This is a genomic window from Malikia sp., assembly GCF_028687635.1.
Lineage (GTDB): Bacteria > Pseudomonadota > Gammaproteobacteria > Burkholderiales > Burkholderiaceae_C > Malikia.
Genome location: NZ_JAQTZS010000023.1, coordinates 1 through 22,331, shown reverse-complemented (window position 1 = coordinate 22,331; position 22,331 = coordinate 1). Strand labels below are relative to the sequence as shown.

Genomic DNA, 22,331 nt, shown 5'->3' with positions numbered 1-22,331 from the left:
GGTCCGAGCCACGCCACGCGCCACTTCCGTCACGACAGCAAAAATTAAGCAGATAGTCGGACTTTGTCAACAGGACATTTATCCTGGTAAACCTGGAAAAAACAATAGGGCACCAGCTAATCAGATGAACCAACAGCTCACATGAGCCACACCAAAAAATAAAAAATACTGCAACAACACCAATTACACAATGAATTTCAATACCAGATATATCGATATGAAGTGCTAAAATTATCAAATAAAAAGCAAAAACAAAACCATGCTTTCCAGCTACCACGCACACAACAGGACAAATACTCCCTGAAAATTCAGTGGTTTATCCTATTTCAAAAACATCTTGATGGAAAATAATGGGTCTTGCATCGACTTGCAAAAGCCGCATGCAAATCCGAAATTTTGCACTTGACATGGAATAGACGTGAATACCACTAACCAGCCGAGTCGCCAAATTAACCCAAATCAGTGGAGGTAACATCATGGCAAGCAAAAAAGCACCCGACAACAACGGTGACGACCTGCTGCACGGCACCACCGGCGCAGACATATTGGATGGTGGCAACGGTGACGACATCCTGTTCGGGGATGAGGGCGCCGACAACCTGATTGGCGGCAACGGCAACGATACGCTTTACGCTGGCGACGATTCCCATCAGGGGACAGCTCCAGACGATTACAACAACCCTGACATACTGTCTGGCGGCAACGGTAACGACGTGCTGTACGCAGGCGAGGATGCTTGGGAATATCAGGATGGGGACACCTATTCCGTGGAATATTTCGGCGACATCCTGGATGGTGGGAACGGAAATGACACGCTGTACGGTAGCACCGGCGGAGACACCTTGACTGGCGGCAACGGTGACGACGCACTCTATACCGACGCCGGTTATGGATCGGCTTCCGCCGACGTTCTGGATGGCGGCAGCGGTAGCGACATGCTGTACGTGCAAGCCAATTATTGGTCGGAAGGCGTCGAGGCCACGCTGACCGGCGGCAAGGGCGATGACGTATTCGACTTCACCGGTCTTACCTGGAGCGATGGCCAGTCGGATTTCAACCATATCGTCACCATCACCGACTTCAATTCAGGCTCGGAAAAGATTGTTTTCGCGGCACTCAACGACGAAATCGGCGATTTCAAAGCCGGAAGCGTTGCAGGCAGCTACGTTGAAAACCTCGTCGCTGCCGAATCCTTGGATGCATTGGGTACTGCTGCTGCGGCGGCGCATGCTGAGGGTTCCGATTACTACTTCGGAGTATTCAACGGCGATGGTTACCTCGTCGCGGATGACGGTGCCTTCGGCTGGGGCACTGTCATCAAGCTGGCCGGCGTGACCGACATGGAGGGTGCGGACATCCTTGTTGCCTGATCGCTCTTGAGTTTCAGCTCAAACCCCTGCCTCCCACCAGGAGGCAGGGGTTTTTCATTCAGACCCAGCGCAGCACCCGGTTCGGCTTGAAGCCCAGGCTGGTAGCGTCCTTGCCCTTGCGCCCGCGCGGTGAGCGCGCGTTGTTGAGGCTGCGGATCTCCAGCGTCTCCTCGCGCAGCTTGCCGCCGCGACCCACGCCCTCGATGCGCACGCTGCGGATGTAGCCGACGGCGCCTGCCAAGCGGTCCGGCTCCTCCAGCGCCAGCAGCTGCAGGCCGCGCCCGCCCTTGGGCTGGTGCTTGAGCTCGGCCAGCTCGCAGGTCAGGATGCGTCCGGCCTGCGAGATGCAGCAGACATGGGTCGCCGCCAGCGCGGCGCCGGCGGCCTCGGCGCCCTCGCCCGGCACGGGCGCCAGCACGCTGCCGTCCTGGCCGGCCAGCCGGACGGCGCCGCCGCCTTGCACCAGCGAAGGCAGGCAAACCGTCTCATCCCCGGCCAGCGTGATGAAGGCCTTGCCGCCCTTGTTGCGCGCGACCAGGTCCTCGACCCGGGCCAGGAAGCCATAGCCACCCGAGCTGCTCAGCAGCAGCAGCGCGGGCGCCGCGCCAGCAAAATAATGCACCGGCTGGGTGCCGGCTTCGAGCTCGATCAGCGTCGTGATCGGCTGGCCATCGCCGCGCGCGCCGGGCAGGCTGGCGACCGGCACCGAATAGACCCGGCCATTGCTGCCGAACACGATCAGCTGGTCGACCGTGCGGCACTCGAAGGTGCCGTGCAGCCCATCGCCGGCCTTGAAGGCGAAGCCGCCCGCCTCGTGGCCGTGTCCGGTGCGCGCGCGCACCCAGCCCTTGGCCGAGATCACCACCGTGACCGGCTCGTCGACCACCTTGATTTCGGCCACGGCCTTCTTCTCGGCCTGGATCAGGGTGCGGCGCTCGTCGCCGAAGGTCTTGGCGTCGGACTCGATCTCCTTGATCATCAGCCGCTTCAAGCTGTTCGGATTGGCCAGGATGTCCTCAAGCTTGCCCTGCTCGCCGCGCAGTTCGGCCAGCTCCTGCTCGATCTTGATCGCTTCGAGCCGCGCGAGCTGGCGCAGCCGGATTTCGAGGATGTCCTCGGCCTGGCGCTCCGACAATTTGAAGCGTTCGATCAGCGCCGCCTTGGGCTCGTCGCTCTCGCGGATGATCGCGATCACCGCGTCGAGGTTGAGCAGCACCAGCTGGCGCCCCTCCAGGATATGGATGCGGTCCAGCACCTTGTGCAGCTTGTGCCGGGTGCGGCGCGTGATGGTGGTCTGGCGGAAGGCCACCCATTCGACCAGCATCTGGCGCATTGACTTCTGCACCGGCTTGCCGTCGAGCCCGACCATGGTCAGGTTGATCGGCGCCGAGTTTTCCAGGCTGGTGTGTGCCAGCAGCGCGGTGATCAGCTCCTGCTGCCCGGTGCTGCGGCTCTTGGGCTCGAACACCAGCCGCACCGGCGCGTCCTTGCTCGACTCGTCACGCACGCCGTCGAGCACCGCCAGCAGCGACGCCTTGAGCTGGGTCTGGTCCTGGCTCAGCGCCTTCTTGCCGGCCTTGAACTTGGGGTTGGTCAGCTCCTCGATTTCCTCCAGCACGCGCTGCGAGCTGACACCGGGCGGCAGCTCGGTCACGACCAGCTGCCACTGGCCGCGCGCCAGGTCCTCGATCTTCCAGCGCGCGCGCACCTTGAGGCTGCCGCGCCCGCTGCGGTAGGCGTCGGCGATGTCGCCCGCGCTGCTGATGATCTGGCCGCCACCGGGGTAGTCCGGCCCCGGGATCAGCTCGAACAGCTCGACATCGCCCAGCTGCGGGTTCCTGACCAGCGCGACGCAGGCGGTCGCGATCTCGCGCAGGTTGTGGCTCGGGATTTCGGTCGCCATGCCGACCGCGATGCCACTGGCGCCGTTGAGCAGCGCGAACGGCAGCCGCGCGGGCAACTGTTTCGGCTCCTGGGTGCTGCCGTCGTAGTTGGGAATGAAGTCGACCGTGCCCTGGTCGATCTCGTCGAGCAGCAGGCTGGTGATGCGAGACAGGCGCGCCTCGGTGTAGCGCATCGCGGCGGCGCCATCGCCGTCACGGCTGCCGAAGTTGCCCTGGCCATCGATCAGCGGGTAGCGCAGCGCGAAGTCCTGCGCCATGCGCACCAGCGCGTCATAGGCGGCGCTGTCGCCATGCGGGTGGTAGCGGCCCAGCACGTCACCGACCACGCGCGCGCTCTTGACCGGCTTGGCCGGGGTGTTGTTGTTGGTGCCGCCATAGCCCAGGCCCATGCGCTGCATCGCGTACAGGATGCGGCGCTGCACGGGTTTTTGGCCGTCACAGACATCGGGCAGCGCGCGGCCCTTGACCACGCTGAGCGCGTATTCGAGGTAGGCGCGCTGGGCGTAGCCGGCCAGGCTGTCGGGGTCGCCCGTGGCGGGCTTGAGGTCGAGGATTGCTTCGGTCATGGGGACGCTATCGTAGCGCCTCGGACCCAGGCCCCACGCAGCAGCGGCGGCCAGGCGGGTGCAAGCGGCATCCAGAAGCCCAAAACCTGCCATTCAACGCCCATTTTCGGGCCTTTATGCACCGCTATCGTGCGCAATCACAATAGGCCACAAGAATGCCAACGATCGAATTGAGGAAAATTCCTGCAGCGCGCGACTGGATTACATTTATCCATTCCAGGCAGCGGAATTCCCGCTATCGAAGACAATCCCAACCCATTCATTTCCAGGCCCACAGGATCCAGACGATGCGACCCCTCACCCCCTCCGGCCAGCAGGCCGTCAACCAGCTCGCGCAGCGCCATGGCTTCAGCGTCGAGGCCGTACTGGTCATGCTCGACGCAGTCCTCGACGGCAATGGCAGCATGGCCCAATTCAGCCACCCCGAATTCGGCGGCTCGGGTCAGTGGATGGCGGGCGGCATGACCATGCTGTCCGACATGTTCAACCACTACCTCAAGGGTCGGGTCGACAACCTGTGCGCCGAGCTGGCCGCCCTGCTCGCCAGCCAGGCCGACCTGATCCAGCGCGGCAGCGTCCAGCCGCAGGACCAGAACGGCGCCAGCCTGTTCGCGCCGCCGGGTCCGGACTGGTGGGGGCCGGAGCTGCGCTGGCCCGACAGCAGCGGCGCGCAGAACGGCGTGCGCTATGCCTATTTCTCGCAGGCGCACCGGCTCGCGATCGAGGTCAACGGCCAGGTCACGATCTACGACACGCTAGACCACCAGATCGGCGGCATCTCGCAGCAGCAGGGCTACGGCGGCTCGCTGAGCTTCAACAGCCAGTACGGCCTGATCGACGTCAACCGCCTGCCGGTGCTCAGCATCGATGGCCAGGTGGTGGCAACACCGGCGACACCAGTGGCAGCTGCACCGCAGCCACCGCTGGCCAGCGACCCCGGCGCCTGGCAGCCGGCCCCCGCGCGGCCGCTTGCGGGCGAAAGCGATATCTTCACGCTGATCGAACGACTGGCCGAATTGCACCAACGCGGCCTGCTGAGCGATCTGGAATACGGCAGCAAGAAAGCCGAATTGCTGTCCCGTCTCTGACGCAGATATTGCTGCGCTATCGTCCATTCCCTGCACGACTTGATGCGGCAATCCGGGATTTGACATCCTCCCCTGCCTAAAGGCAGGGGATTCCTACGGCGCGGAGGGGCATGGCGCCTGACTCCGTCGCTTCGGTGGGTTCCTGCTTCGCCGAGGCGGCACGCCTGGCCCTTGCGGGCCTGGCTTGACTGACTGCCTCTCCACGGGCTGCAACGCGGTGTCCCCGCGCCAGTATGTTCATCGCGCCGACCATATCGGCGTTTTCCTCGTAACCGCATTGCACGCACGCGAATCTCGCTTGCGTCTGCCGGTTGTCCGCCGAGACATGACCGCAGGCGGGACAGGTCCGGCTCGTGTTCTGCGGTGGCACGGCGATCAGCAGACCCCCGTTCCAGGCCAGCTTGTAGTCGAGCTGGCGGCGGAACTCGGCCCAGCCCTGGTCAAGGATGGCCTTGTTCAGTCCCGACTTGGCCCTCACGTTCTTGCCCGGCTGCTCGGCGCTGCCGGCCGCCGACTTCGACATATTCTTGACCTGCAAGTCCTCGATGCAGACCATCGCGTGGTTCTGGCTGATGGCGCTCGTGGCCTGGTGCAGGTAGTCGCGGCGGACGTTGCCGATGCGGGCATGGAGACGCTGGACTCGGGCCTTGGCTTTCTTCCAGTTCTGGCTGAATTTCACCTTGCGGCTCATGGCCCGCTGGTGGCGGCGCAAGCGCGCCTCGTGCTTCTTGAAGCTGTTGAGCGGCACCAGATGGCTGCCGTCGCTCATCGTGGCAAAGCGGTTGATTCCCACGTCGATGCCGATGGCGCTGCTGGCCTTCGGGACCGGAGGCTCGACTTCGCGCTCGGTCTGGATCGAGACGAACCATTTGCCGCCGTTACAGGACACCGTGGCGTTCTTCAGCGTCCCCAGCGCCTCGCGGCTGTTGCGGTAACGCTGCCAGCCGAGCTTGGGCAAGAAAATACGACCGTTGGCCTGATCGAGTTGGATCTGCTTCGGGTCCGGGTAGCGAAAGCTCTCGCGCTGACCCTTCTTCTTGAAGCGCGGGAAGGCCGCGCGCTGGGCGAAGAAGTTCCGGTACGCCCGATCCAAGTCCTTGAGCGCGTGTTGCAACGGATGGACGGGGGCGTCCTTGAGCCACGGCGTCTCGCTGCCATTGCGCCACACGGTCAGGTGCTTGGCCATCGCCACATAGCCGATGAATTGGCCGCCCATCTCGTGATTCGCCTTCTGCAACGCCAGCGCCTGGTTGAACACGAACCGGCACGCCCCGGCGAAGCGGCGCATCTGCCGCTCCTGCTCGCAGTTCGGGCGCAGTTCGTACTTGAATGCCTGCAGGCGCTGCATGGGGTCAGTATAGTGGGGTCCGGTAGACGCTGCACTGACCGTCCCAGGGACGCCTTCGGCGTCCGCGCTATCCTTCCCCGTCCTGAAGGACGGGGTTTGACGCGCATCTCGATCAATTCGATGCCGATCAGCAGGATCTGTTCAAGGTCTGCCATGGTTGCCGGTGACAGGGCGGGCGACCACCTCATGCTGGAGTACCAGAAATCGGCGTCCGCCCGCCCTGCCACCGGCGCCTACCCACAGCATTGCATGAGTAGAACTGGCAAGCGGATTGCTACGACTTCAGCGTGAAGCCGCACCCTGCGCGGCGTGGGTCGGACCGGCGGACGCCGATTTCTGGTACCCCAGCATGAGGTGGCCGCCGGTCCGGCTCACGCCACAACGCCAGCAAGACACCCGCACAGATCAGACGTCGATCTCGACCTCGTCGCCGTGCAGCTCCATCAGCTCGCGCCGCGCCGCCGCCTCGCCCTTGCCCATCAGCTGGGTGATGATGCCCTCGGTCGCGGCAAAGCTCAGGCCACCGAGCTGCACCGGCAGCAGACGGCGCGTATCGGGGCTCAAGGTCGTGTCCCAGAGCTGCTCGGCGTTCATCTCGCCCAGGCCCTTGAAGCGGCTGATCTGGCACTTCTCGCGCGCCACGCCATCCTTGGCGCATTTGTCCAGGATCGCCGTCAGCTCGCCCTCGTCGAGCGCGTAGGCCTTGCTCGCCGGCTTCTTGCCACGCGCGGGCACATCGACCCGAAACAGCGGCGGACGCGCCACATAGACATGGCCGGCCTCCACCAGCTTGGGAAAATGGCGGAAGAACAGCGTCAGCAGCAGCACCTGGATATGCGAGCCGTCGACATCGGCATCCGACAGGATGCAGACCTTGCCGTAGCGCAGCCCGCTCAAGTCCGGCGCATCCAGCGGGCCATGCGGATCAACGCCGATGGCGACCGCGATATCGTGGATCTCGGTGTTGGCGAACAAACGGTCGCGCTCGACCTCCCAGGTATTGAGCACCTTGCCGCGCAGCGGCAGCACGGCCTGGGTTTCCTTGTCGCGCCCCATCTTGGCGCTGCCGCCGGCCGAATCGCCCTCGACCAGGAACAGCTCGTTGTGCGCCAGGTCCCGGCTCTCGCAGTCGGTCAGCTTGCCCGGCAGCACCGCCACGCCGCTGCCCTTCCTCTTCTCGACCTTCTGGCCGGCGCGCTGGCGCGACTGCGCGGCCTTGATCGCGAGCTCGGCGAGCTTCCTGCCGTAGTCGACATGCTGGTTCAGCCACAGCTCCAGGCTGGGGCGCACATAACCCGAGACCAGCCGCAGCGCGTCGCGCGAGTTGAGCTTTTCCTTGATCTGGCCCTGGAACTGCGGGTCGAGCACCTTGGCGCTCAACACATAGCTGGCGCGCGCGAACACGTCCTCGGGCATCAGCTTGACGCCCTTGGGGCAAAGCGCGTGCAGCTCGATGAAGCTTTTCACCGCCTGGAACAGGCCGTCGCGCAGGCCGCTGTCGTGGGTGCCACCGGACGGGGTCGGGATCAGGTTGACATAGCTCTCGCGCACCGGCGCGCCGTCCTCGGTGAAGGCCACGGCCCAGGCCGCACCCTCGCCCTCGGCGAAGCTCTCGTGACCGGCGTCGGCATGGCCCTCGCCCTCGAACAGCGGGATCACCGGCTCGCCGCTCAATGTCTGCTGCAGGTAGTCGCGCAAGCCGCCCTTGTACTGCCAGGTCTGGACCTCCCGGGTCTTCTCGTTGACCAGCGTGACCGAGACGCCCGGCATCAGCACCGCCTTGGAGCGCAGCAGCTGCAGCAGATCGCCCGACGGCAGGGCGGCGGACTCGAAGTACTTCGGATCGGGCCAGGCGCGCACCGTCGTGCCCTGCTTGCGCTCGCCGGACTCCAGCGGGCGGCGGCTCAGCGGCTCGACCACGTCGCCGCCGGCAAACACCAGCCGCGCGACATGGCCGTCGCGGTGGCTGCTGACTTCGAGCCGGGTCGACAGCGCGTTGGTCACGCTCACCCCCACGCCGTGCAGGCCGCCCGAGAAGCTGTAGGCGCCGCCCGAGCCCTTGTCGAACTTGCCGCCCGCGTGCAGCCGGGTGAAGACGAGTTCGAGCACCGGCGCCCCCTCCTCCGGGTGGATGCCGTGCGGGATGCCGCGCCCGTCGTCCTCGACCGCAACCGAGCCGTCGGCATGCAAGGTGAGCTTGATCTTCTTGCCGTGGCCGGCCAGCGCCTCGTCGGCGGCGTTGTCGAGCACCTCCTGCACGATGTGCAGCGGGTTGTCGGTGCGGGTGTACATGCCGGGGCGCTGCTTGACGGGCTCCAGGCCCTTGAGCACCCGGATCGAGCCCTCGGCGTAGGCGATGCCGGCGGAATTCGTCGAGTTCGGTTTGTCTGCCATGATGGAGCGCGATTGTAGAGAGCGATCGGGTCCGATCCGACCCCTGGCCCGAGTCGGACTGCACGCACGACCTAGAATGCCAGCCATAACCATAACCCTATCGATCGAGACATGAATTCCACCCCCCGCCACCTGCCCCTGCTGCGACTGCTGATCTGCAGCAGCCTGATCCTCACGCTCGCCATGGGCATCAGGCATGGCTTCGGGCTCTGGATGCAGCCGATCACGCAGGACCAGGGCTGGACGCGCGAGGCCTTCTCGCGGGCGATCGCGGTGCAAAACCTGTCCTGGGGCGTGTTCGGCATCGGTGCCGGCATGCTGGCCGACCGCTGGGGTGGCTGGCGGGTGCTGCTCGGCGGCGCGCTGCTGTGGACGCTGGGCCTGTGCGGCATGGCGCTGTCGGAGTCGCCGCTGGCCTTCACGCTCAGCACCGGCGTGGTGATCGGCGCGGCGCAGTCCGCCAGCACCTATGGCGTGCTCTACGGCATCATCGGACGCCAGATCGCGCCGGAACAGCGCTCCTGGGCCATGGGCCTGACCGGGGCAGCCGGCAGCTTCGGCCAGTTCCTGCTGGTGCCGACCGAGGGCTGGCTGATCAGCAGCTTTGGCTGGCAGCAGGCGCTGCTGGTGCTGGGCGCGTCCACGCTGCTGATCGCGCCGCTGGCGCTGCTGCTGCGCGAGCCGGCCACGCCTGCAGCTGCACCGGGCGCGGCAGCACAGCACCAGGGCATCTGGCAAGCCATGCGCGAGGCGGCCAGCTATCCGAGCTTTCGCCTGCTGATGGCCGCCTACTTCGTCTGCGGCTTCCAGGTCGTCTTCATCGGCGTGCACCTGCCGAGCTACCTCAGGGACCAGGGCCTGGCACCCCATGTCGCCAGCACCGCGCTGGCACTGATCGGCCTGTTCAACGTCTTCGGCAGCTACGGCGTCGGCCTGCTGGGCCAGCGCTGGCCCAAGCGCTACCTGCTGGCAGGCATCTACGGCACGCGTTCGGTCGCGATCACGCTGTTCCTGCTGGCGCCGCTGACGCCCTGGAGCGTCTACCTGTTCGCTGCCTGCATGGGCCTGCTGTGGCTGTCGACCGTGCCGCCGACCAATGCCATCGTCGCGCAGATCTTCGGCGTGCGGCATTTCTCCATGCTCAGCGGCTTCGTGTTCTGCAGCCACCAGGTCGGCAGCTTCACGGGGGTCTGGCTCGGCGGCCTGCTGTACGACCGCAACGGCAACTACGACCTGGTCTGGCTGATCTCGATCGGCCTGGGCCTGCTCGCCACCGCCGTCAGCCTGCCGGTGCGCGAGACCGCGATCCCGCGCGCGCCGCAACGCGTCGCCACCAGCGCGCCATGACACCGTGGCTGCGCGTCCTGCTCTGGAGCGTCAGCCTGCTGGCGCTGCTGGGCGTGTTCTCGCTCTACCGGCAACCGGACTTCATGCGCGACATGGCCGACCTGATCTGGTCCTGTCTCTAGAATCCGGGACATGACGATCGAGCACAACACACAGGCCCCCTCCGACTGGGTGCGCCGCTGGGGCCATCTGGTTCCCGACCGGCCCGGCGGCGCGCGCGTACTGGACCTGGCCTGCGGGTCGGGGCGCCACAGTCGCTGGCTGATGCGACAGGGCCACCAGGTGACCGCGGTCGACCGCGACGCGCAGGCACTGGCCGGCCTGGCCGAGCTCGCGCCCTGGGTGCGCACGCTGCGGGCCGATCTCGAGAACGGCCCCTGGCCGCTGGCGGGCCGCGAGTTCGAGGCGGTCGTCGTCACGAACTACCTCTGGCGCCCGCTCTGGCCCGACATCCTGGCCAGCCTGGCGCCCGGCGGCCTGCTGATCCACGAAACCTTCGCCCACGGCAACGCCAGCGTCGGCCGGCCATCGCGGCCCGACTTCCTGCTGCAGCCTGGCGAGCTGCTGCGGGCCTGTGCCGAGTTGCGCGTGGTGGCCTACGAGGACGGCTTCCTGACCCATCCCGAGCGCTATGTGCAGCGCATCGCCGCGGTGCGCGAGAGCGGCGCGGCAGAACCAGCCGTCACCACTGGTGACAAAGCCGTCGCGCCGCCCCGCCATGCCCTGCACGGCGCTGGGTAGAATGTAAGTCGATATTCAAAACTCTCGAGACTCCGCCCATGAAACCCATCACCGGCAGCATCGTCGCCCTCGTCACTCCCATGCATGAGGACGGCAGCGTCGACTACGCGGCGCTGCGCAAGCTGATCGACTGGCATATCGCCGAAGGCACGGACTGCATCGGCGTGGTCGGCACCACCGGCGAATCCCCGACCGTCAACGTCGAGGAACACTGCGAGATCATCCGCGTCGCGGTCGAACAGGCCGCCAAGCGGGTGCCGATCCTGGCCGGTTGCGGCGCCAACTCGACCACCGAGGCGATCGAGCTCGCGAAATTCGCGCGCAAGGTCGGCGCCGACTGCCAGCTGCAGGTCGTGCCCTACTACAACAAGCCGACCCAGGAAGGCCAGTACCTGCACTTCAAGGCCATCGCCGAAGCCACCGGCGGCGACCTGCCGGTCATGCTCTACAACGTGCCGGGCCGCGCGGTCGCCGACATGGCACACGACACCGTGCTGCGCCTGGCCCGGGTCGACGGCATCTTCGGCATCAAGGAGGCCACCGGCAACCTCGAGCGCGCGCAGTGGCTGATCAAGGAAACCCCGGCCAGCTTCTCGGTCTACTCGGGCGACGACGCGACTGCGGTCGGCCTGATGCTGATGGGCGGCCAGGGCAACGTCAGCGTGACGGCCAACATCGCGCCGCGCCTGATGCACGAGCTCTGCGTCGCGGCGATTGCCGGCGACGTCAAGCGCGCGATGGCGATCCAGCTGCAGCTGCTGCCGGTGCACAAGCACCTCTTCGTCGAGGCCAACCCGATCCCGGTCAAGTGGGCCATGAAGCGCCTGGGCCTGTGCAACGACGCCATGCGCCTGCCCATGACCCGGCTGTCGGCTGGCTGCGAGCCGGTGGTCGAGGCGGCGCTGCGCGCCTGCGGCCTGCTCTGAAACCAGTCCCTATTTTTTCGCTGACCCAGCCACTGCCTGTATGACCTTGCCCTCCTCTCAGCGCCAAGCCGGCCACCGAATCGACCCTCGCCCCCACGCTGCCCTGCGCTGGGGAGCCGTCAGCCTGGCGGCCCTGCTGGCGACGGGCTGCGCCATGCTCGATGAGGAAAAGATCGACTACCGCAGCGCCAAGAAAGTCAGCACCCTTGAGGTGCCGCCCGACCTGACCCAGCTCAGCCGCGACACCCGCTACATCGCGCCAGGTGCCTCGGTCACCGCCTCCAGCATGCAGGCGCCGAAAGCGGCCCAGGCCACGGCGGGCGTCGTGGCGGCTCCGGTCAAGTCGGAGTTGCGCATCGAGCGCGCCGGCAGCCAGCGCTGGCTGGTGATCGACCGCGCGCCCGAGAAGCTCTGGGAGCCGCTGAAATCGTTCTGGGAGGAAAGCGGCTTCACCCTCACGCTTGAGCAGGAAAATCTCGGCATCATGGAAACCGAGTGGAATGAAAACCGCGCCAAGATCCCGCAGGACTTCATCCGCCAGACCATAGGCAAGGTCTTCGACAACCTGTATTCGAGCGGCGAGCGCGACAAGTTCCGCACCCGCATCGAGCGCAATGCCCAGGGCGACAGCGAGATCTACATCAGCCATCGCGGCATGCAGGAGGTCTACACCAGCGACAAGAAGGAGTCGACCGCCTGGCAGCCGCGCCCGTCCGACCCCGAACTCGAAGCCGAGTTCCTGCGCCGTCTGATGATCAAGCTCGGCACCTCGGCCGAGCAGGCCAAGGCCGTGCTGACAACCGGGACCCAGCCCCAGGCCTCCAGACTCGCGAGCGTGGACGGCGTGTCCGCCCTTCAAGTCAGCGAGGGTTTCGACCGCGCCTGGCGCCGCGTCGGCCTGGCGCTGGACCGGACCGGCTTCACGGTCGAGGACCGCGACCGCACGCAGGGCGTCTACTTCGTGCGCTATGTGCCCAGCGAAGCGGACACCGCGAAGGACAAGCCCGGCTTCTTCGCCAGCCTGTTCGGCTCCAAGTCCCAGGATGCCACGCCGCAGCGCTACCGCATCAAGGTCGACAGCGCGGCCTCCCAGAGCACCGTGTCGGTACTCGACGCCGCCGGCCAGCCTGACGGGTCGGCTCCGGCCAGGAAGATCCTGCAACTGCTGGCCGACGAGCTGAAGTAAGCCACGGCTTGCATCCAGCGCAACGGCCCCTTTACAGGGGCTGTTTTTTCCGTCGGTGTCCGGAAATGAATCCGCGACAGCTCGGCTGGGGACATCAAGCAGGCGAAAAAAAACCGCCTTGCGGCGGTTTCCTTGCCGGGAGCAGAAGGGATTACTTCTTCTCTTCAGCGGCCGGAGCAGCAGCAGCCGGAGCAGCAGCTTCAGCAGCCGGAGCGGCGGCGGGAGCAGCTTCAGCGGCCGGAGCAGCCGGGGCGGCGGCCGGAGCAGCAGCGGGAGCTTCAACAGCGGGTGCGGGTGCCGGTGCCGGAGCAGCAGCTTCTTCCTTCTTGCCGCAAGCGGACAGAGCAGCGGCAGCCATCAGAGCAGCGATAACGAGAGTCTTGTTCATGTTACGGTCCAAAAAAAATCAACCAGGACGATCATTTGAATCAGCTGGTGCCACCATCCTGGTATGGCCGCCAGTGAAACTTTCGCGATGCTGACAAGCGGAGTCAGTGATCACAAGTTCATTTTCAATCATATCGCCAAAATAAGAGAGGGATAACCCTGATCCCCCCTTTTTTTGTAGCAAATTGTCAACAGGCGCCCCGGGATCGCAGCGCCGGCCGGCCGGTCGGGCTCAGATTTCCCGCGCGTGCAGCCAGCCCGCCACGAACCACTCGCCCAGCAGCGCCTGGGCATCCTCGCTCGCGTCACGCACGGCCGCCGCGTCCAGGCGCCGTTCATTGGCCAGGCGGCGCATCAGTTCGGCATCCTCGCCACCGGCACGGTAGGCCTCGCCGTTGATGAACACATGGCGCTCATCGTACATCATGCGGGTACGACGGTCGAGCCGAACAGCGTCGGGCTCCCAGTCGCCCTCGGGCTCGTCGAACCAGACCTTGGGCTTGGGCTCGGTCATGACTTCGCCCAGCGCGCGTGCCATGTCCTCGGGCTGTTCGAGCAGGCGGCGCAGCGCGTCGGCCGTGAAGGCCTGCAGACCGGCCGGGATGCGGCCGGGCTGGCGGGTCGCGGGCTGGTCGGGGTCCTCGTACAGCGTCTCGTCCTCGTGATCATCGGCCAGGCGCTGCGCGATCTCGCCGGCCAGGCCGCCACGCTGCGGCACCCGGAAACCGACCGAGTAGGTCATGCACTCACCCTCGATCGCCACGCCGTCATGGGCGTATTTTGGCGGCAGGTAGAGCAGGTCGCCAGGCTCGCAGACATAGTCCTCCTCGGCCTTGAAGTGGCTCAGGATCTTGAGCGGCACGTCGTCCTCCAGGCTCAGGTCGTCCTGGCGACCGATGCGCCAGTGGCGCTTGCCCTGGGCCTGGATCAGGAACACGTCATAGCTGTCGAAATGCGGACCGACGCCTCCGCCCTCGCTGGCCCAGGAGATCATCAGGTCGTCCAGCCGGGCATCGGGCAGGAAGCGGAACTGCTGCATCAGCGCGTGCGCGCCGTCGTCGTGCAAGTCGACACCCTGCACCAGCAGCGTCCAGTGCGGCTGCTTGAAGGCCGGAAAGGCCGACTTGGCGAAAGGCCCATGCTTGAGCGTCCAGCCCTGGCCGGGCTTTTGCACGATCAGGCGCGACTCGACATCGTCCTGGCCGGACAGCGCGAACAGTCGCGGGCGCGACAGCAGGGGCTGAAAGCCGGGCAAGGCACCGCGCACGAGCAGCGGCTTCTTCTGCCAGTAGTCACGCATGAACTGGGCTGGCGTGAGGCCGCCGAGCAAGGCGAGCGGTTGGTCGGACTCGGGGGGGAAAGGCAGATAGGTGGCGATCATGGGACAATTGTGCGATGAAAATCACTCCACAATGCGTCGTGTCGCTGACCTGGACGCTCAAAGACACCCTGGGCGAAACGCTGGACGAACTCGACGAGCCGGTCGAATTCCTGCTCGGCGGCGACGATCTGCTGGCCAAGATCGAGGAAAAACTGCAGGGCCTGGAGCCCGAGGCCGAGCTCGAGCTGCACCTGGAGCCCGAGGACGCCTTCGGCGACTTCGACGACCGCAAGCTGTTCCTGGAGCCGCGCGCGGCCTTCCCGCAGGAGCTGGAAGAAGGCATGACCTTCGAGGGCCTGCCCGAGGGCTGCAACCCGGAGGCGCCGCGCGACCTGGTCTACTTCGTCAGCGAAATCTACCCCGAGCATGTGGTGCTCGACGCCAACCACCCGCTGGCCGGCATCGCCTTGCGGCTGCAGCTGAAGGTGCACGAGGTGCGCGAGGCCTATGCCGAGGAGATCGGCCAGGGCACGATGGGCACGGGCTTCTTCCGCCTCGGCGGCCAGGCCTCGGAAAACCAGGGCCTGGTCAACAGCAGCGGCCAGACCCTGCACTGAGGACGACCAGCCACCGGCCCGCTACCCGGCGGCCGATCGGCGCCGGGTAGCTGGGGTCAGGAGCCAGGACTCAACCGCGACCGGTCGAGCCGTAGCCGCCAGCGCCGCGCTCGGTCGCGGCAGCGAAATCATCGACGATGTTGAAGCTGGCCTGCAGCACCGGCACGATCACCAGCTGGGCAATGCGCTCCATCGGCTCGATGGTGAACGCCACCTCGCTGCGGTTCCAGGCGCTGACCATCAGCTGGCCCTGGTAGTCGCTGTCGATCAGCCCGACCAGATTACCCAGCACGATGCCATGCTTGTGGCCCAGGCCCGAGCGCGGCAGGATCAGCGCCGCAAAGCCCGGATCGGCCAGATGGATCGCCATGCCGGTCGGCACCAGCTGCCAGGCGTTGGGCGCCAGCGTGAGCGGCTGCTCCAGGCAGGCGCGCAGGTCGAGGCCGGCGCTGCCGGGCGTGGCGTAGGCGGGCGGCTGCTGCGCGAGCCGCGGGTCGAGGATCTTGACGTCGATTTGCATCTTGAATGGGTGAATTGAGCCTGGCATCAGAGGGCATCAGAGCCGGGCCGACTGCATGTAGCGGTCGAAGGAAGCCTCGGCGAGCCGGTGCCAGAGGTTTTGCTCGCGCCGGAAGGCGGAAAAATCGGCATGGATGCGCCGCCAGTTCGGGTTGCGGCGCGACAGTTCGGCATGCAGCGCGCTGGAAGCCTTGAAGGCCGCATCCATCACCGGCAGCGGAAAGGCCTTGACCTTGGCGCCCGCCGCCACCAGCTGCTTGAGCGCCACCGGGTTGAGCAGGTCGTAGCGCGCCTGGATGGTGGCATGGACGCACTGGGCAGCCGCCTCGACCACGGCCTTGAGTTCGGGCGCCAGGGCGCGCCAGGCCTTGAGATTGCAGTACAGGCTGAGCTGGGATCCGCCTTCCCACCAGCCCGGGTAGTAGTAATGACGCGCGACCCGGCCCAGACCCAGCTTGCGGTCGTCGTGGGGCCCCACCCATTCAACGGCATCGAGCGCGCCGCGCTCCAGCGCACCGACGAGCTCGCCCATCGCCATCTGCTGCGGCGAGCCGCCTAGCGCCTGCAGCACGCGCGCGCCCAGTCCGTCGATCTGCATGCGCAGCCCCTGCAGATCGCCCGCCGAGTGCAACTCGCGCCGGAACCAGCCGCCCATCTGCGCGCCGGAGTTGCCCATCGGGAAGTTGACGATCTGGTGCGGCGCGTAGAAATCCCGCAGCAGCCTGAGGCCATTGCCTTCGAGCTGCCAGGCGTTCATCTGCCGGCTGTTGAGGCCGAAGGGAATGGCGCTGTCGAAGGCAAAGCATTCGTCGAGGCCCACGAAATAGCTGGGCACCGCGTGCAACGCATCGATCTCGCCCTGCTGCAGTGCCTCAAGCTGGGCCAGATGCGGGATCGGCTCCTCGTTGGGCAGCAGGGTGACCTGGAGCCGACCGCCCGACAACAGGCCGACCTGACGCGCGAACTGCTCGGTGCCGCCATGAATGGCGTCGAGCGTGGCATGAAAGGCCGTGGCCAGGCGCCAGCGCACGACCGGCTGGGCATGGACGGCCGGCGCAGCGCAGGCGGCCAGGATGCCGGCCAGGCCGGCTTGCTGCACGACGCGGCGACGCCTCAAGCTGCGACTCCTGGCTGCGGCTCGGCGGGCGCCAGCCAGGCGCGCACGCTGCGCTCGATGCCCTCGGCATCCAGGCCCAGCCCGGTCAGCAGCTGGCCGTGGTCGCCATGCTCGATGAAGCGGTCGGGCAGTCCCAGCTGGAGCACTGGCAAGGGCAGGCGCGCCACCTGCAGGGCTTCGAGCACCGCCGAACCGGCGCCGCCGGCGATCGCGCCCTCCTCGATCGTCACGATGAGCTCGTGACTGCGCGCGACCTGCAGCAGCAGCTCGCGGTCCAGCGGCTTGGCCCAGCGCATGTTGACGACGGTGGCGTCGAGCGCCTCGGCGGCCACCAGCGCCGGCTGCAGCAGGGTGCCGAAGGCCAGGATCGCGACGCGCTGGCCCTGACGGCGCAGCTCGCCCTTGCCGAACGGCAGCCCTGCAAGGTCATCGGGCAAGGCGGCACCGGTGCCGCTGCCGCGCGGGTAGCGCACCGCGACCGGGTGATCCTGGGCGTAGGCGGTCGACAGCAGGCGGTAGCACTCGGCCTCGTCGGCCGGACAGGCGATGCTGACGTTGGGGATGCAGCGCAGGAAGGGAATGTCGTAGGCGCCGGCGTGGGTCGGGCCGTCGGCGCCGACCAGGCCGGCGCGGTCCAGCGCCAGCACCATCGGCAGCTTCTGCAGCGCGGCGTCGTGCACCAGCTGGTCGTAGGCGCGCTGCAGGAAGGTCGAGTAGATCGCGACCACCGGCTTGATGCCCTCGCAGGCCAGGCCGGCGGCAAAGGTGACCGCATGCTGCTCGGCGATGCCGACATCGTAGTAGCGGTCCGGGAAGCGCTGGTGGAACTCGACCATGCCCGAGCCCTCGCGCATCGCCGGCGTGATGCCGACCAGGCGCTGGTCATGCGCGGCCATGTCGCACAGCCAGCGGCCGAACACCTGGCTGAAGGTCGGCTTCGGGGCGGTGGCCGGCTGCTGCAGGCCGACCTTGGGATCGAACTTGCCCGGGCCGTGGTAGGCCACCGGGTCGGCCTCGGCCAGGTCGTAGCCCCGGCCCTTCTTGGTCACCACATGCAGGAACTGCGGGCCTTCGAGCTGCTTGATGTTCTCCAGCGTCGGGAGCAGCGATTCGAGGTCATGGCCGTCGATCGGACCGATGTAGTTGAAGCCGAACTTCTCGAACAGCGTGGCCGGCACCACCAGGCCCTTGGCCTGCTCCTCCAGCCGCTTGGCCAGCTCGAACAGGTGCGGCGCCTTGGCCAGCACCTGCTTGCCAACCTGCTTGGCCGCCGAGTAGAAGCGCCCGCTCATCAGCTGGGCCAGGTAGCGATTCAACGCGCCGACCGGCGGGCTGATCGACATGTCGTTGTCGTTCAGGATCACCAGCAGCTTGCCGTCGAGCACGCCCGCGTTGTTGAGCGCCTCGAAGGCCATGCCGGCGGTCATCGCGCCGTCGCCGATGACGGCGATCGCCTGCCGGTCCTCACCCTTTTGCCTGGCAGCCATCGCCATGCCGAGCGCGGCCGAGATGCTGGTCGACGAGTGCGCGGTGCCGAAGGCGTCGTACGGACTCTCGCTGCGCAGCGGAAAGCCGCTGATGCCGCCGAGCTGGCGCAGGCTGCCCATGCGCTCGCGCCGGCCAGTCAGGATCTTGTGCGGATAGGTCTGATGGCCCACATCCCAGACGATGCGGTCCTCGGGCGTGTTGAAGACATAGTGCAGCGCGATGGTCAGCTCGACCGTGCCGAGGTTGGAGCTCAGGTGGCCGCCGGTGCGCGCGACGCTGTGCAGCAGGAAATCGCGCAGCTCGGTCGCCAGCGCGGGCAGTTGGGCGCGCGTCAGTCGGCGCAGATCGGCCGGAGAATCGATGGTGGACAGCAAACCGGTCATTGTTCGGGGTTCTCGTGTAGCGAGGGTCGGCAGGCAGCGCAGCGGCTGGCTTGTCAGTGATTGCGGCGCACGACCCAGTCAGCGATGGCGTGCAGGTGATCGGCCCGTCGCAGGCCGGCTTGTTCCAGCGCCTCATGCGCCTGCGCCAGCAGGCGGTCGGCATAGGCCTGCGCCGCCTCCAGCCCGAGCAGCGAGACAAAGGTGGGCTTGTCGGCGGCGGCGTCCTTGCCGGCGGTCTTGCCCAGCGTGGCCGAGTCGGCGGTCACGTCCAGGATGTCGTCGACCACCTGGAAGGCCAGCCCGAGCGCGCGGCCATAGCGGCCCAGCGCCTGCAGCGCGGACTCGTTGGCACCGGAGGCGACGGCGCCCATCTCGACGCTGGCCAGCAGCAGCGCGCCGGTCTTGCGGCGGTGCATGTCCTCCAGCCGGGTCTGGTCCAGCAGCTGGCCCACGCCGGCCAGGTCGATCGCCTGGCCGCCGGCCATGCCGTCCCAGCCCGCGGCCCGCGCCAGCAGGCGACAGAGACGCACCATCAGCGCCGGCTCCAGCGAGGCCTCTGGCGGCAACAGCAGCTCGAAGGCCAGCGCCTGCAGCGCGTCGCCCGCGAGCAGCGCCAGCGCCTCGCCGAACCGCACATGCAGGGTCGGCTTGCCGCGCCGCAGCACGTCGTTGTCCATGCAAGGCAGGTCGTCGTGCGCCAGCGAGTAGGCGTGGATCAGCTCAAGCGCGCAGGCCGCGCGCCAGGCGGCGGCGCCCGCAGGCGGCAGCGCGCCGGCCACCGCTTCGGCGGTCGCCAGCACCAGCAGCGGACGCAGGCGCTTGCCGCCGTCGAGCACCGCATAGCGCATCGCGGCGCCCAGGCCGGCCGGAGCCGCCGCGGGCACCCACTGCTCCAGCAGGCGCTCGACCTCGGCCAGACGCGCCGTGCTCCATTGGCTGAAATCGGCGGAGGTCCCGCTCATTGCGCCATCCCCCGCTTGAGGGGCAGGCCGAAACGGCAGGCGGACGGGACAAGCTCCCGGAGCGCAAGGATAGAGGCCATGAATGAGGCCGCTGCGGGAATGGGCCGCAGGCGACAGGAAGTCAAAAGTCTCATTTTAGAGCCTGCCAACCGACGTGCTCGATCCGGGCCGGATTGGCCTAGGGCGATTGCGCTATGTAGCCCGGGAATGATCTGAGACTGGGCTATTGAGCTGGCCGGGTGGATACTGAAGGCATGCTTGCCAACCCCCAGACCTACTTCGCCGAGTTGCCCGACCCCAGGCGGCAGACCCGCAACAAGCTGCACAAGCTCGAGGACATCGTGATGATCACGCTGTGCGCGGTGCTGTGCGGCTTCGAGGACTGGGTCAGTATCGAGGACTTCGGTTGCGAGAACGAGACCTGGCTGCGCGGTTTCCTGGAGCTGCGCAACGGCATTCCGTCGCACGACACCTTGAGCGACGTGATGGGACGCATCGATCGCCAGGCGTTTGCGAGCGCCTTTGGTCAGTGGATGCGGCAGTCCCTGCCAGCTCTGGCGGGGCAGCAGGTCGCGCTCGATGGCAAAAGCCTGCGAGGGAGTCGGGACGGGCAGCAGCCACCGGTACATCTGATGAGCGCGTTCGCCACGCAGGCGCGCCTGGTGCTGGGCGTGCAGGCGGTGGCGGACAAGTCCAACGAAATCAACGCGATTCCGGATCTGCTGGCCCAGCTCGAGCTGGCCGGCGCGGTCGTGACGATCGATGCCATGGGCTGCCAGAAGTCGGTCGCACAGGCCATCGTCGAGCACAAGGCCGACTATGTGCTGGCCCTCAAGGACAACCACCCGACGCTGCACGAGGACGTCGCGAGCTGGCTCGATTACTGTGATGCGAGCGGCGATGTGTATCAGGTCGAGTCCGTCGAGAAGGAGCATGGACGGCTGGAGACGCGCCGCGTGGTCGTGAGCACCGAGCTCGACTGGCTCGAAGCCAAGCCCGAATGGGCGGGGCTCAAGGCCGTGGCGATGGTGGAGTCCACGCGCGAGCCTGCCGGCAAGGCCCGTCTGCATGCCAGCGTGCAGCGGCGCTACTACCTGTGCTCGATCAGGGAGCCCGCGCGCATCGCGCAGGCGATACGCGAGCACTGGCGCATCGAGAACCAGCAGCACTGGGTGCTGGACGTGCAGTTCGGCGAGGATGCCCATCGGGCGCGCAAGGACCATTCGGCGGCCAATCTGGCCGTCATTCGCCGGGCCGCGCTGAACCTGCTGCGCGACAACGACAGCAGCAACGTGAGCATACGCCGGCGCAAGATGCGCGCCGGCACCAGCCTCGACTACCGCCAGCAGATCCTGTTCGGTCAAATCTCGCCAGACTCAACATAGCGCGATCGCCCTGGGAACGATAGTCATGGGCGTGACTGAGCACACCGTATGTGCAATGATCGACGGAAATCTGCCAGCAGTTGACCACCACCGAACCCGTTGAGTCGATGACGGGTTCAGGCTAGGAGCGGTCAGAAAAAACTTCGCCGCGACCGGCAGGTTTCGACCCAATGCCGACATTGAGCTTTGAGGAAAGCTGTCGTTCAACGTTTGAATTCAGCGTCCGCGGAAGGTGGTCAGCTGGAATGAAGGGTTAGCCTTCAGTTTCTCCGTCGGGCGCAATGAAACAATTCCCAAATGCCAACGGCTGAAGCATTACCGGCTTGCTTTCCGGGTCTGTCATGACGATTGCAAGGCCCTCTAGTGAATCAAACTCCGCGTGACAAAGCATCGTGAATTGAGACGGGCCTGTTACCCAGTTAGATGAGAAAGGTATCTCAACATACTTTCCGCCGATCTGGCCCTTTAGTCGAAGGTCGTGACGCAACTTCCGTTGTCCCAGTTCTTCGCATGAGGCATCCCAGAGTTCCTGCTTTGTATGCCCAAATGAATCGAATTCGAGTTCTCCATGAAACACAACTAGATCTCCTTTATACACAGATCTCCAGTCCTCTTGTGTAGTAAGCAACTTGGCCTTCCCCGTTTTGGGAATGATCTTTATGAGGTGTGCGACCATGTTCTCGGGTGCCATCACCTTCTCTGTTGACTGCTTTCCAGCCTTGGTCGCCTTCAGTGAAGGTGTGAGCATCCCCAGCAGGCTCGCGCCAATCCCGGCTTCGACGGACTTTGACGACTCGACATTCGTCTTAGTGACTAGCCCATCCGTTAACTGAGAGAATACGCTCTTGATACGATTCTCATTGAGGTAGAGGTAACTCTGCATACTTTCTCCTGGAGGCTAACGTGTTAGTTCACCGGCTCGCCGTAGGCGAGTCAGGTGCAGCTAAGGATTATCAGGTCGGACGGCATTGCGATGACGCGGCTAGAGGGTACGACGTGCTGATTACAAGAACTCAAAACACTATGCTACCGACCACGTGAGAATATCCACCAATCAAGTCCGCCAATAAGCATGAGGCAAATGCCACCAAGTTGCAAGAAATTTTGGAGAACTGCGCCTGTGCCGGTCGTGCTGACTCCCGATGCCCTGAAGCCCATCCCGTTATACATAAGTCAGATCCCACCGGCTTGGCGCGCATACCGTATGCCTTCGACAAAGACGGCCACATCCTGCATGCCCAGCCAGATCGCCTTGGCTCCCGGTTCTCCGTCACCCTTTCGT

The 22,331-nt window shown here is 65.9% G+C and carries 19 protein-coding genes; 9 read left to right on the top strand and 10 right to left on the bottom strand.

Annotated elements, in window-relative coordinates; genetic code table 11:
* Positions 1 to 476: 476 nt before the first annotated feature.
* Complete coding sequence (locus tag PHR85_RS12100) at positions 477 to 1,370, top strand: calcium-binding protein (protein ID WP_300054617.1); 894 nt, start codon at positions 477 to 479, stop codon at positions 1,368 to 1,370.
* 58 nt (positions 1,371 to 1,428) lie between these two features.
* Here PHR85_RS12100 and parC read toward each other — a convergent pair whose 3' ends face one another.
* A complete protein-coding gene (gene parC / locus PHR85_RS12095; RefSeq protein ID WP_300054615.1) occupies positions 1,429 to 3,840 on the bottom strand; it encodes a DNA topoisomerase IV subunit A in 2,412 nt (803 codons plus the stop codon).
* A 287-nt stretch (positions 3,841 to 4,127) separates the two neighbouring features.
* Between parC and PHR85_RS12090 the strand changes: the two genes are divergently transcribed.
* On the top strand, positions 4,128 to 4,928 hold the full coding sequence (locus tag PHR85_RS12090; RefSeq protein WP_300054613.1) for an SHOCT domain-containing protein: 801 nt from the start codon (positions 4,128 to 4,130) through the stop codon (positions 4,926 to 4,928).
* A gap of 76 nt (positions 4,929 to 5,004) precedes the next feature.
* Here the strand turns inward: PHR85_RS12090 and PHR85_RS12085 are convergent, their stop codons facing one another.
* Both PHR85_RS12085 and PHR85_RS12080 read right to left on the bottom strand, forming a co-directional pair.
* On the bottom strand, positions 5,005 to 6,276 hold the full coding sequence (locus tag PHR85_RS12085) for a transposase (protein WP_300054612.1): 1,272 nt from the start codon (positions 6,274 to 6,276) through the stop codon (positions 5,005 to 5,007).
* Positions 6,277 to 6,681: 405 nt separating this feature from the next.
* Complete coding sequence (locus PHR85_RS12080; RefSeq protein ID WP_300054610.1) at positions 6,682 to 8,670, bottom strand: DNA topoisomerase IV subunit B; 1,989 nt, start codon at positions 8,668 to 8,670, stop codon at positions 6,682 to 6,684.
* 111 nt (positions 8,671 to 8,781) lie between these two features.
* Here PHR85_RS12080 and PHR85_RS12075 point away from each other — a divergent pair, with 111 nt between their 5' ends.
* From PHR85_RS12075 to bamC, 5 genes are all read left to right on the top strand, one after another.
* A complete protein-coding gene (locus PHR85_RS12075) occupies positions 8,782 to 10,017 on the top strand; it encodes an MFS transporter (protein ID WP_300054608.1) in 1,236 nt (411 codons plus the stop codon).
* Positions 10,014 to 10,139 carry a hypothetical protein gene (locus tag PHR85_RS12070; RefSeq protein WP_300054607.1) on the top strand — a complete coding sequence of 42 codons (126 nt, stop codon included), beginning with the start codon at positions 10,014 to 10,016 and terminating at the stop codon, positions 10,137 to 10,139. Before PHR85_RS12075 ends, PHR85_RS12070 begins: the two co-directional genes overlap by 4 nt.
* 10 nt (positions 10,140 to 10,149) lie before the next feature.
* Positions 10,150 to 10,758, top strand: a complete 609-nt coding sequence (locus tag PHR85_RS12065; protein WP_300054606.1) for a bifunctional 2-polyprenyl-6-hydroxyphenol methylase/3-demethylubiquinol 3-O-methyltransferase UbiG — start codon at positions 10,150 to 10,152, stop codon at positions 10,756 to 10,758.
* A 38-nt stretch (positions 10,759 to 10,796) separates the two neighbouring features.
* Positions 10,797 to 11,684: a 4-hydroxy-tetrahydrodipicolinate synthase gene (gene dapA, locus PHR85_RS12060; RefSeq protein WP_300054605.1), complete on the top strand. Its 888-nt coding sequence runs from the start codon at positions 10,797 to 10,799 to the stop codon at positions 11,682 to 11,684.
* A 154-nt stretch (positions 11,685 to 11,838) separates the two neighbouring features.
* Complete coding sequence (bamC, locus tag PHR85_RS12055) at positions 11,839 to 12,870, top strand: outer membrane protein assembly factor BamC (protein WP_300054645.1); 1,032 nt, start codon at positions 11,839 to 11,841, stop codon at positions 12,868 to 12,870.
* 619 nt (positions 12,871 to 13,489) lie between these two features.
* On the opposite strand, the gene PHR85_RS12050 is transcribed toward bamC, so the two are convergent.
* A complete protein-coding gene (locus tag PHR85_RS12050) occupies positions 13,490 to 14,638 on the bottom strand; it encodes a cupin domain-containing protein (protein ID WP_300054603.1) in 1,149 nt (382 codons plus the stop codon).
* Between the two features lie 14 nt (positions 14,639 to 14,652).
* On the opposite strand from PHR85_RS12050, the gene PHR85_RS12045 reads away from it, so the two are divergent.
* Complete coding sequence (locus PHR85_RS12045) at positions 14,653 to 15,195, top strand: peptidylprolyl isomerase (protein WP_300054602.1); 543 nt, start codon at positions 14,653 to 14,655, stop codon at positions 15,193 to 15,195.
* Between the two features lie 70 nt (positions 15,196 to 15,265).
* On the opposite strand, the gene dut is transcribed toward PHR85_RS12045, so the two are convergent.
* Genes dut through PHR85_RS12025 form a run of 4 tightly spaced genes read right to left on the bottom strand, consistent with a single transcriptional unit; the run spans position 15,266 to position 19,664 of the window.
* Complete coding sequence (gene dut / locus PHR85_RS12040; protein WP_300054600.1) at positions 15,266 to 15,715, bottom strand: dUTP diphosphatase; 450 nt, start codon at positions 15,713 to 15,715, stop codon at positions 15,266 to 15,268.
* A gap of 36 nt (positions 15,716 to 15,751) precedes the next feature.
* On the bottom strand, positions 15,752 to 16,831 hold the full coding sequence (locus tag PHR85_RS12035) for an ABC transporter substrate-binding protein (protein ID WP_300054598.1): 1,080 nt from the start codon (positions 16,829 to 16,831) through the stop codon (positions 15,752 to 15,754).
* The gene (gene dxs, locus PHR85_RS12030) at positions 16,828 to 18,702 is read right to left on the bottom strand and encodes a 1-deoxy-D-xylulose-5-phosphate synthase (RefSeq protein ID WP_300054597.1); all 1,875 of its coding nucleotides are present in this window, start codon (positions 18,700 to 18,702) and stop codon (positions 16,828 to 16,830) included. Before dxs ends, PHR85_RS12035 begins: the two co-directional genes overlap by 4 nt.
* Positions 18,703 to 18,755: 53 nt before the next feature.
* Positions 18,756 to 19,664, bottom strand: coding sequence for a polyprenyl synthetase family protein (locus tag PHR85_RS12025; protein ID WP_300054596.1), 909 nt, complete (start codon positions 19,662 to 19,664; stop codon positions 18,756 to 18,758).
* Between the two features lie 254 nt (positions 19,665 to 19,918).
* Between PHR85_RS12025 and PHR85_RS12020 the strand changes: the two genes are divergently transcribed.
* Entirely contained in the window at positions 19,919 to 21,049 is a 1,131-nt protein-coding gene (locus tag PHR85_RS12020; RefSeq protein WP_300054594.1) for an ISAs1 family transposase, read from the top strand.
* A gap of 253 nt (positions 21,050 to 21,302) precedes the next feature.
* Here the strand turns inward: PHR85_RS12020 and PHR85_RS12015 are convergent, their stop codons facing one another.
* Both PHR85_RS12015 and PHR85_RS12010 read right to left on the bottom strand, forming a co-directional pair.
* The gene (locus PHR85_RS12015; protein WP_300054592.1) at positions 21,303 to 21,932 is read right to left on the bottom strand and encodes a hypothetical protein; all 630 of its coding nucleotides are present in this window, start codon (positions 21,930 to 21,932) and stop codon (positions 21,303 to 21,305) included.
* Positions 21,933 to 22,222: 290 nt separating this feature from the next.
* On the bottom strand, positions 22,223 to 22,331 hold a 109-nt coding region (locus PHR85_RS12010), incomplete at its 5' end, for an IS4 family transposase (protein WP_300054644.1).

Excerpts from the sequence above, each read along its gene's own strand:
- PHR85_RS12075 (WP_300054608.1), top strand. The coding sequence starts at position 8,782 with ATGAATTCCACCCCCCGCCACCTGCCCCTGCTGCGACTGCTGATCTGC.
- PHR85_RS12015 (WP_300054592.1), bottom strand. The coding sequence starts at position 21,932 with ATGCAGAGTTACCTCTACCTCAATGAGAATCGTATCAAGAGCGTATTC.
- PHR85_RS12085 (WP_300054612.1), bottom strand. The coding sequence starts at position 6,276 with ATGCAGCGCCTGCAGGCATTCAAGTACGAACTGCGCCCGAACTGCGAG.
- PHR85_RS12025 (WP_300054596.1), bottom strand. The coding sequence starts at position 19,664 with ATGAGCGGGACCTCCGCCGATTTCAGCCAATGGAGCACGGCGCGTCTG.
- PHR85_RS12020 (WP_300054594.1), top strand. The coding sequence starts at position 19,919 with ATGCTTGCCAACCCCCAGACCTACTTCGCCGAGTTGCCCGACCCCAGG.
- PHR85_RS12070 (WP_300054607.1), top strand. The coding sequence starts at position 10,014 with ATGACACCGTGGCTGCGCGTCCTGCTCTGGAGCGTCAGCCTGCTGGCG.
- PHR85_RS12065 (WP_300054606.1), top strand. The coding sequence starts at position 10,150 with ATGACGATCGAGCACAACACACAGGCCCCCTCCGACTGGGTGCGCCGC.
- dxs (WP_300054597.1), bottom strand. The coding sequence starts at position 18,702 with ATGACCGGTTTGCTGTCCACCATCGATTCTCCGGCCGATCTGCGCCGA.
- PHR85_RS12100 (WP_300054617.1), top strand. The coding sequence starts at position 477 with ATGGCAAGCAAAAAAGCACCCGACAACAACGGTGACGACCTGCTGCAC.
- PHR85_RS12090 (WP_300054613.1), top strand. The coding sequence starts at position 4,128 with ATGCGACCCCTCACCCCCTCCGGCCAGCAGGCCGTCAACCAGCTCGCG.
- PHR85_RS12050 (WP_300054603.1), bottom strand. The coding sequence starts at position 14,638 with ATGATCGCCACCTATCTGCCTTTCCCCCCCGAGTCCGACCAACCGCTC.
- parC (WP_300054615.1), bottom strand. The coding sequence starts at position 3,840 with ATGACCGAAGCAATCCTCGACCTCAAGCCCGCCACGGGCGACCCCGAC.
- PHR85_RS12080 (WP_300054610.1), bottom strand. The coding sequence starts at position 8,670 with ATGGCAGACAAACCGAACTCGACGAATTCCGCCGGCATCGCCTACGCC.
- PHR85_RS12045 (WP_300054602.1), top strand. The coding sequence starts at position 14,653 with ATGAAAATCACTCCACAATGCGTCGTGTCGCTGACCTGGACGCTCAAA.
- dapA (WP_300054605.1), top strand. The coding sequence starts at position 10,797 with ATGAAACCCATCACCGGCAGCATCGTCGCCCTCGTCACTCCCATGCAT.
- dut (WP_300054600.1), bottom strand. The coding sequence starts at position 15,715 with ATGCAAATCGACGTCAAGATCCTCGACCCGCGGCTCGCGCAGCAGCCG.
- bamC (WP_300054645.1), top strand. The coding sequence starts at position 11,839 with ATGCTCGATGAGGAAAAGATCGACTACCGCAGCGCCAAGAAAGTCAGC.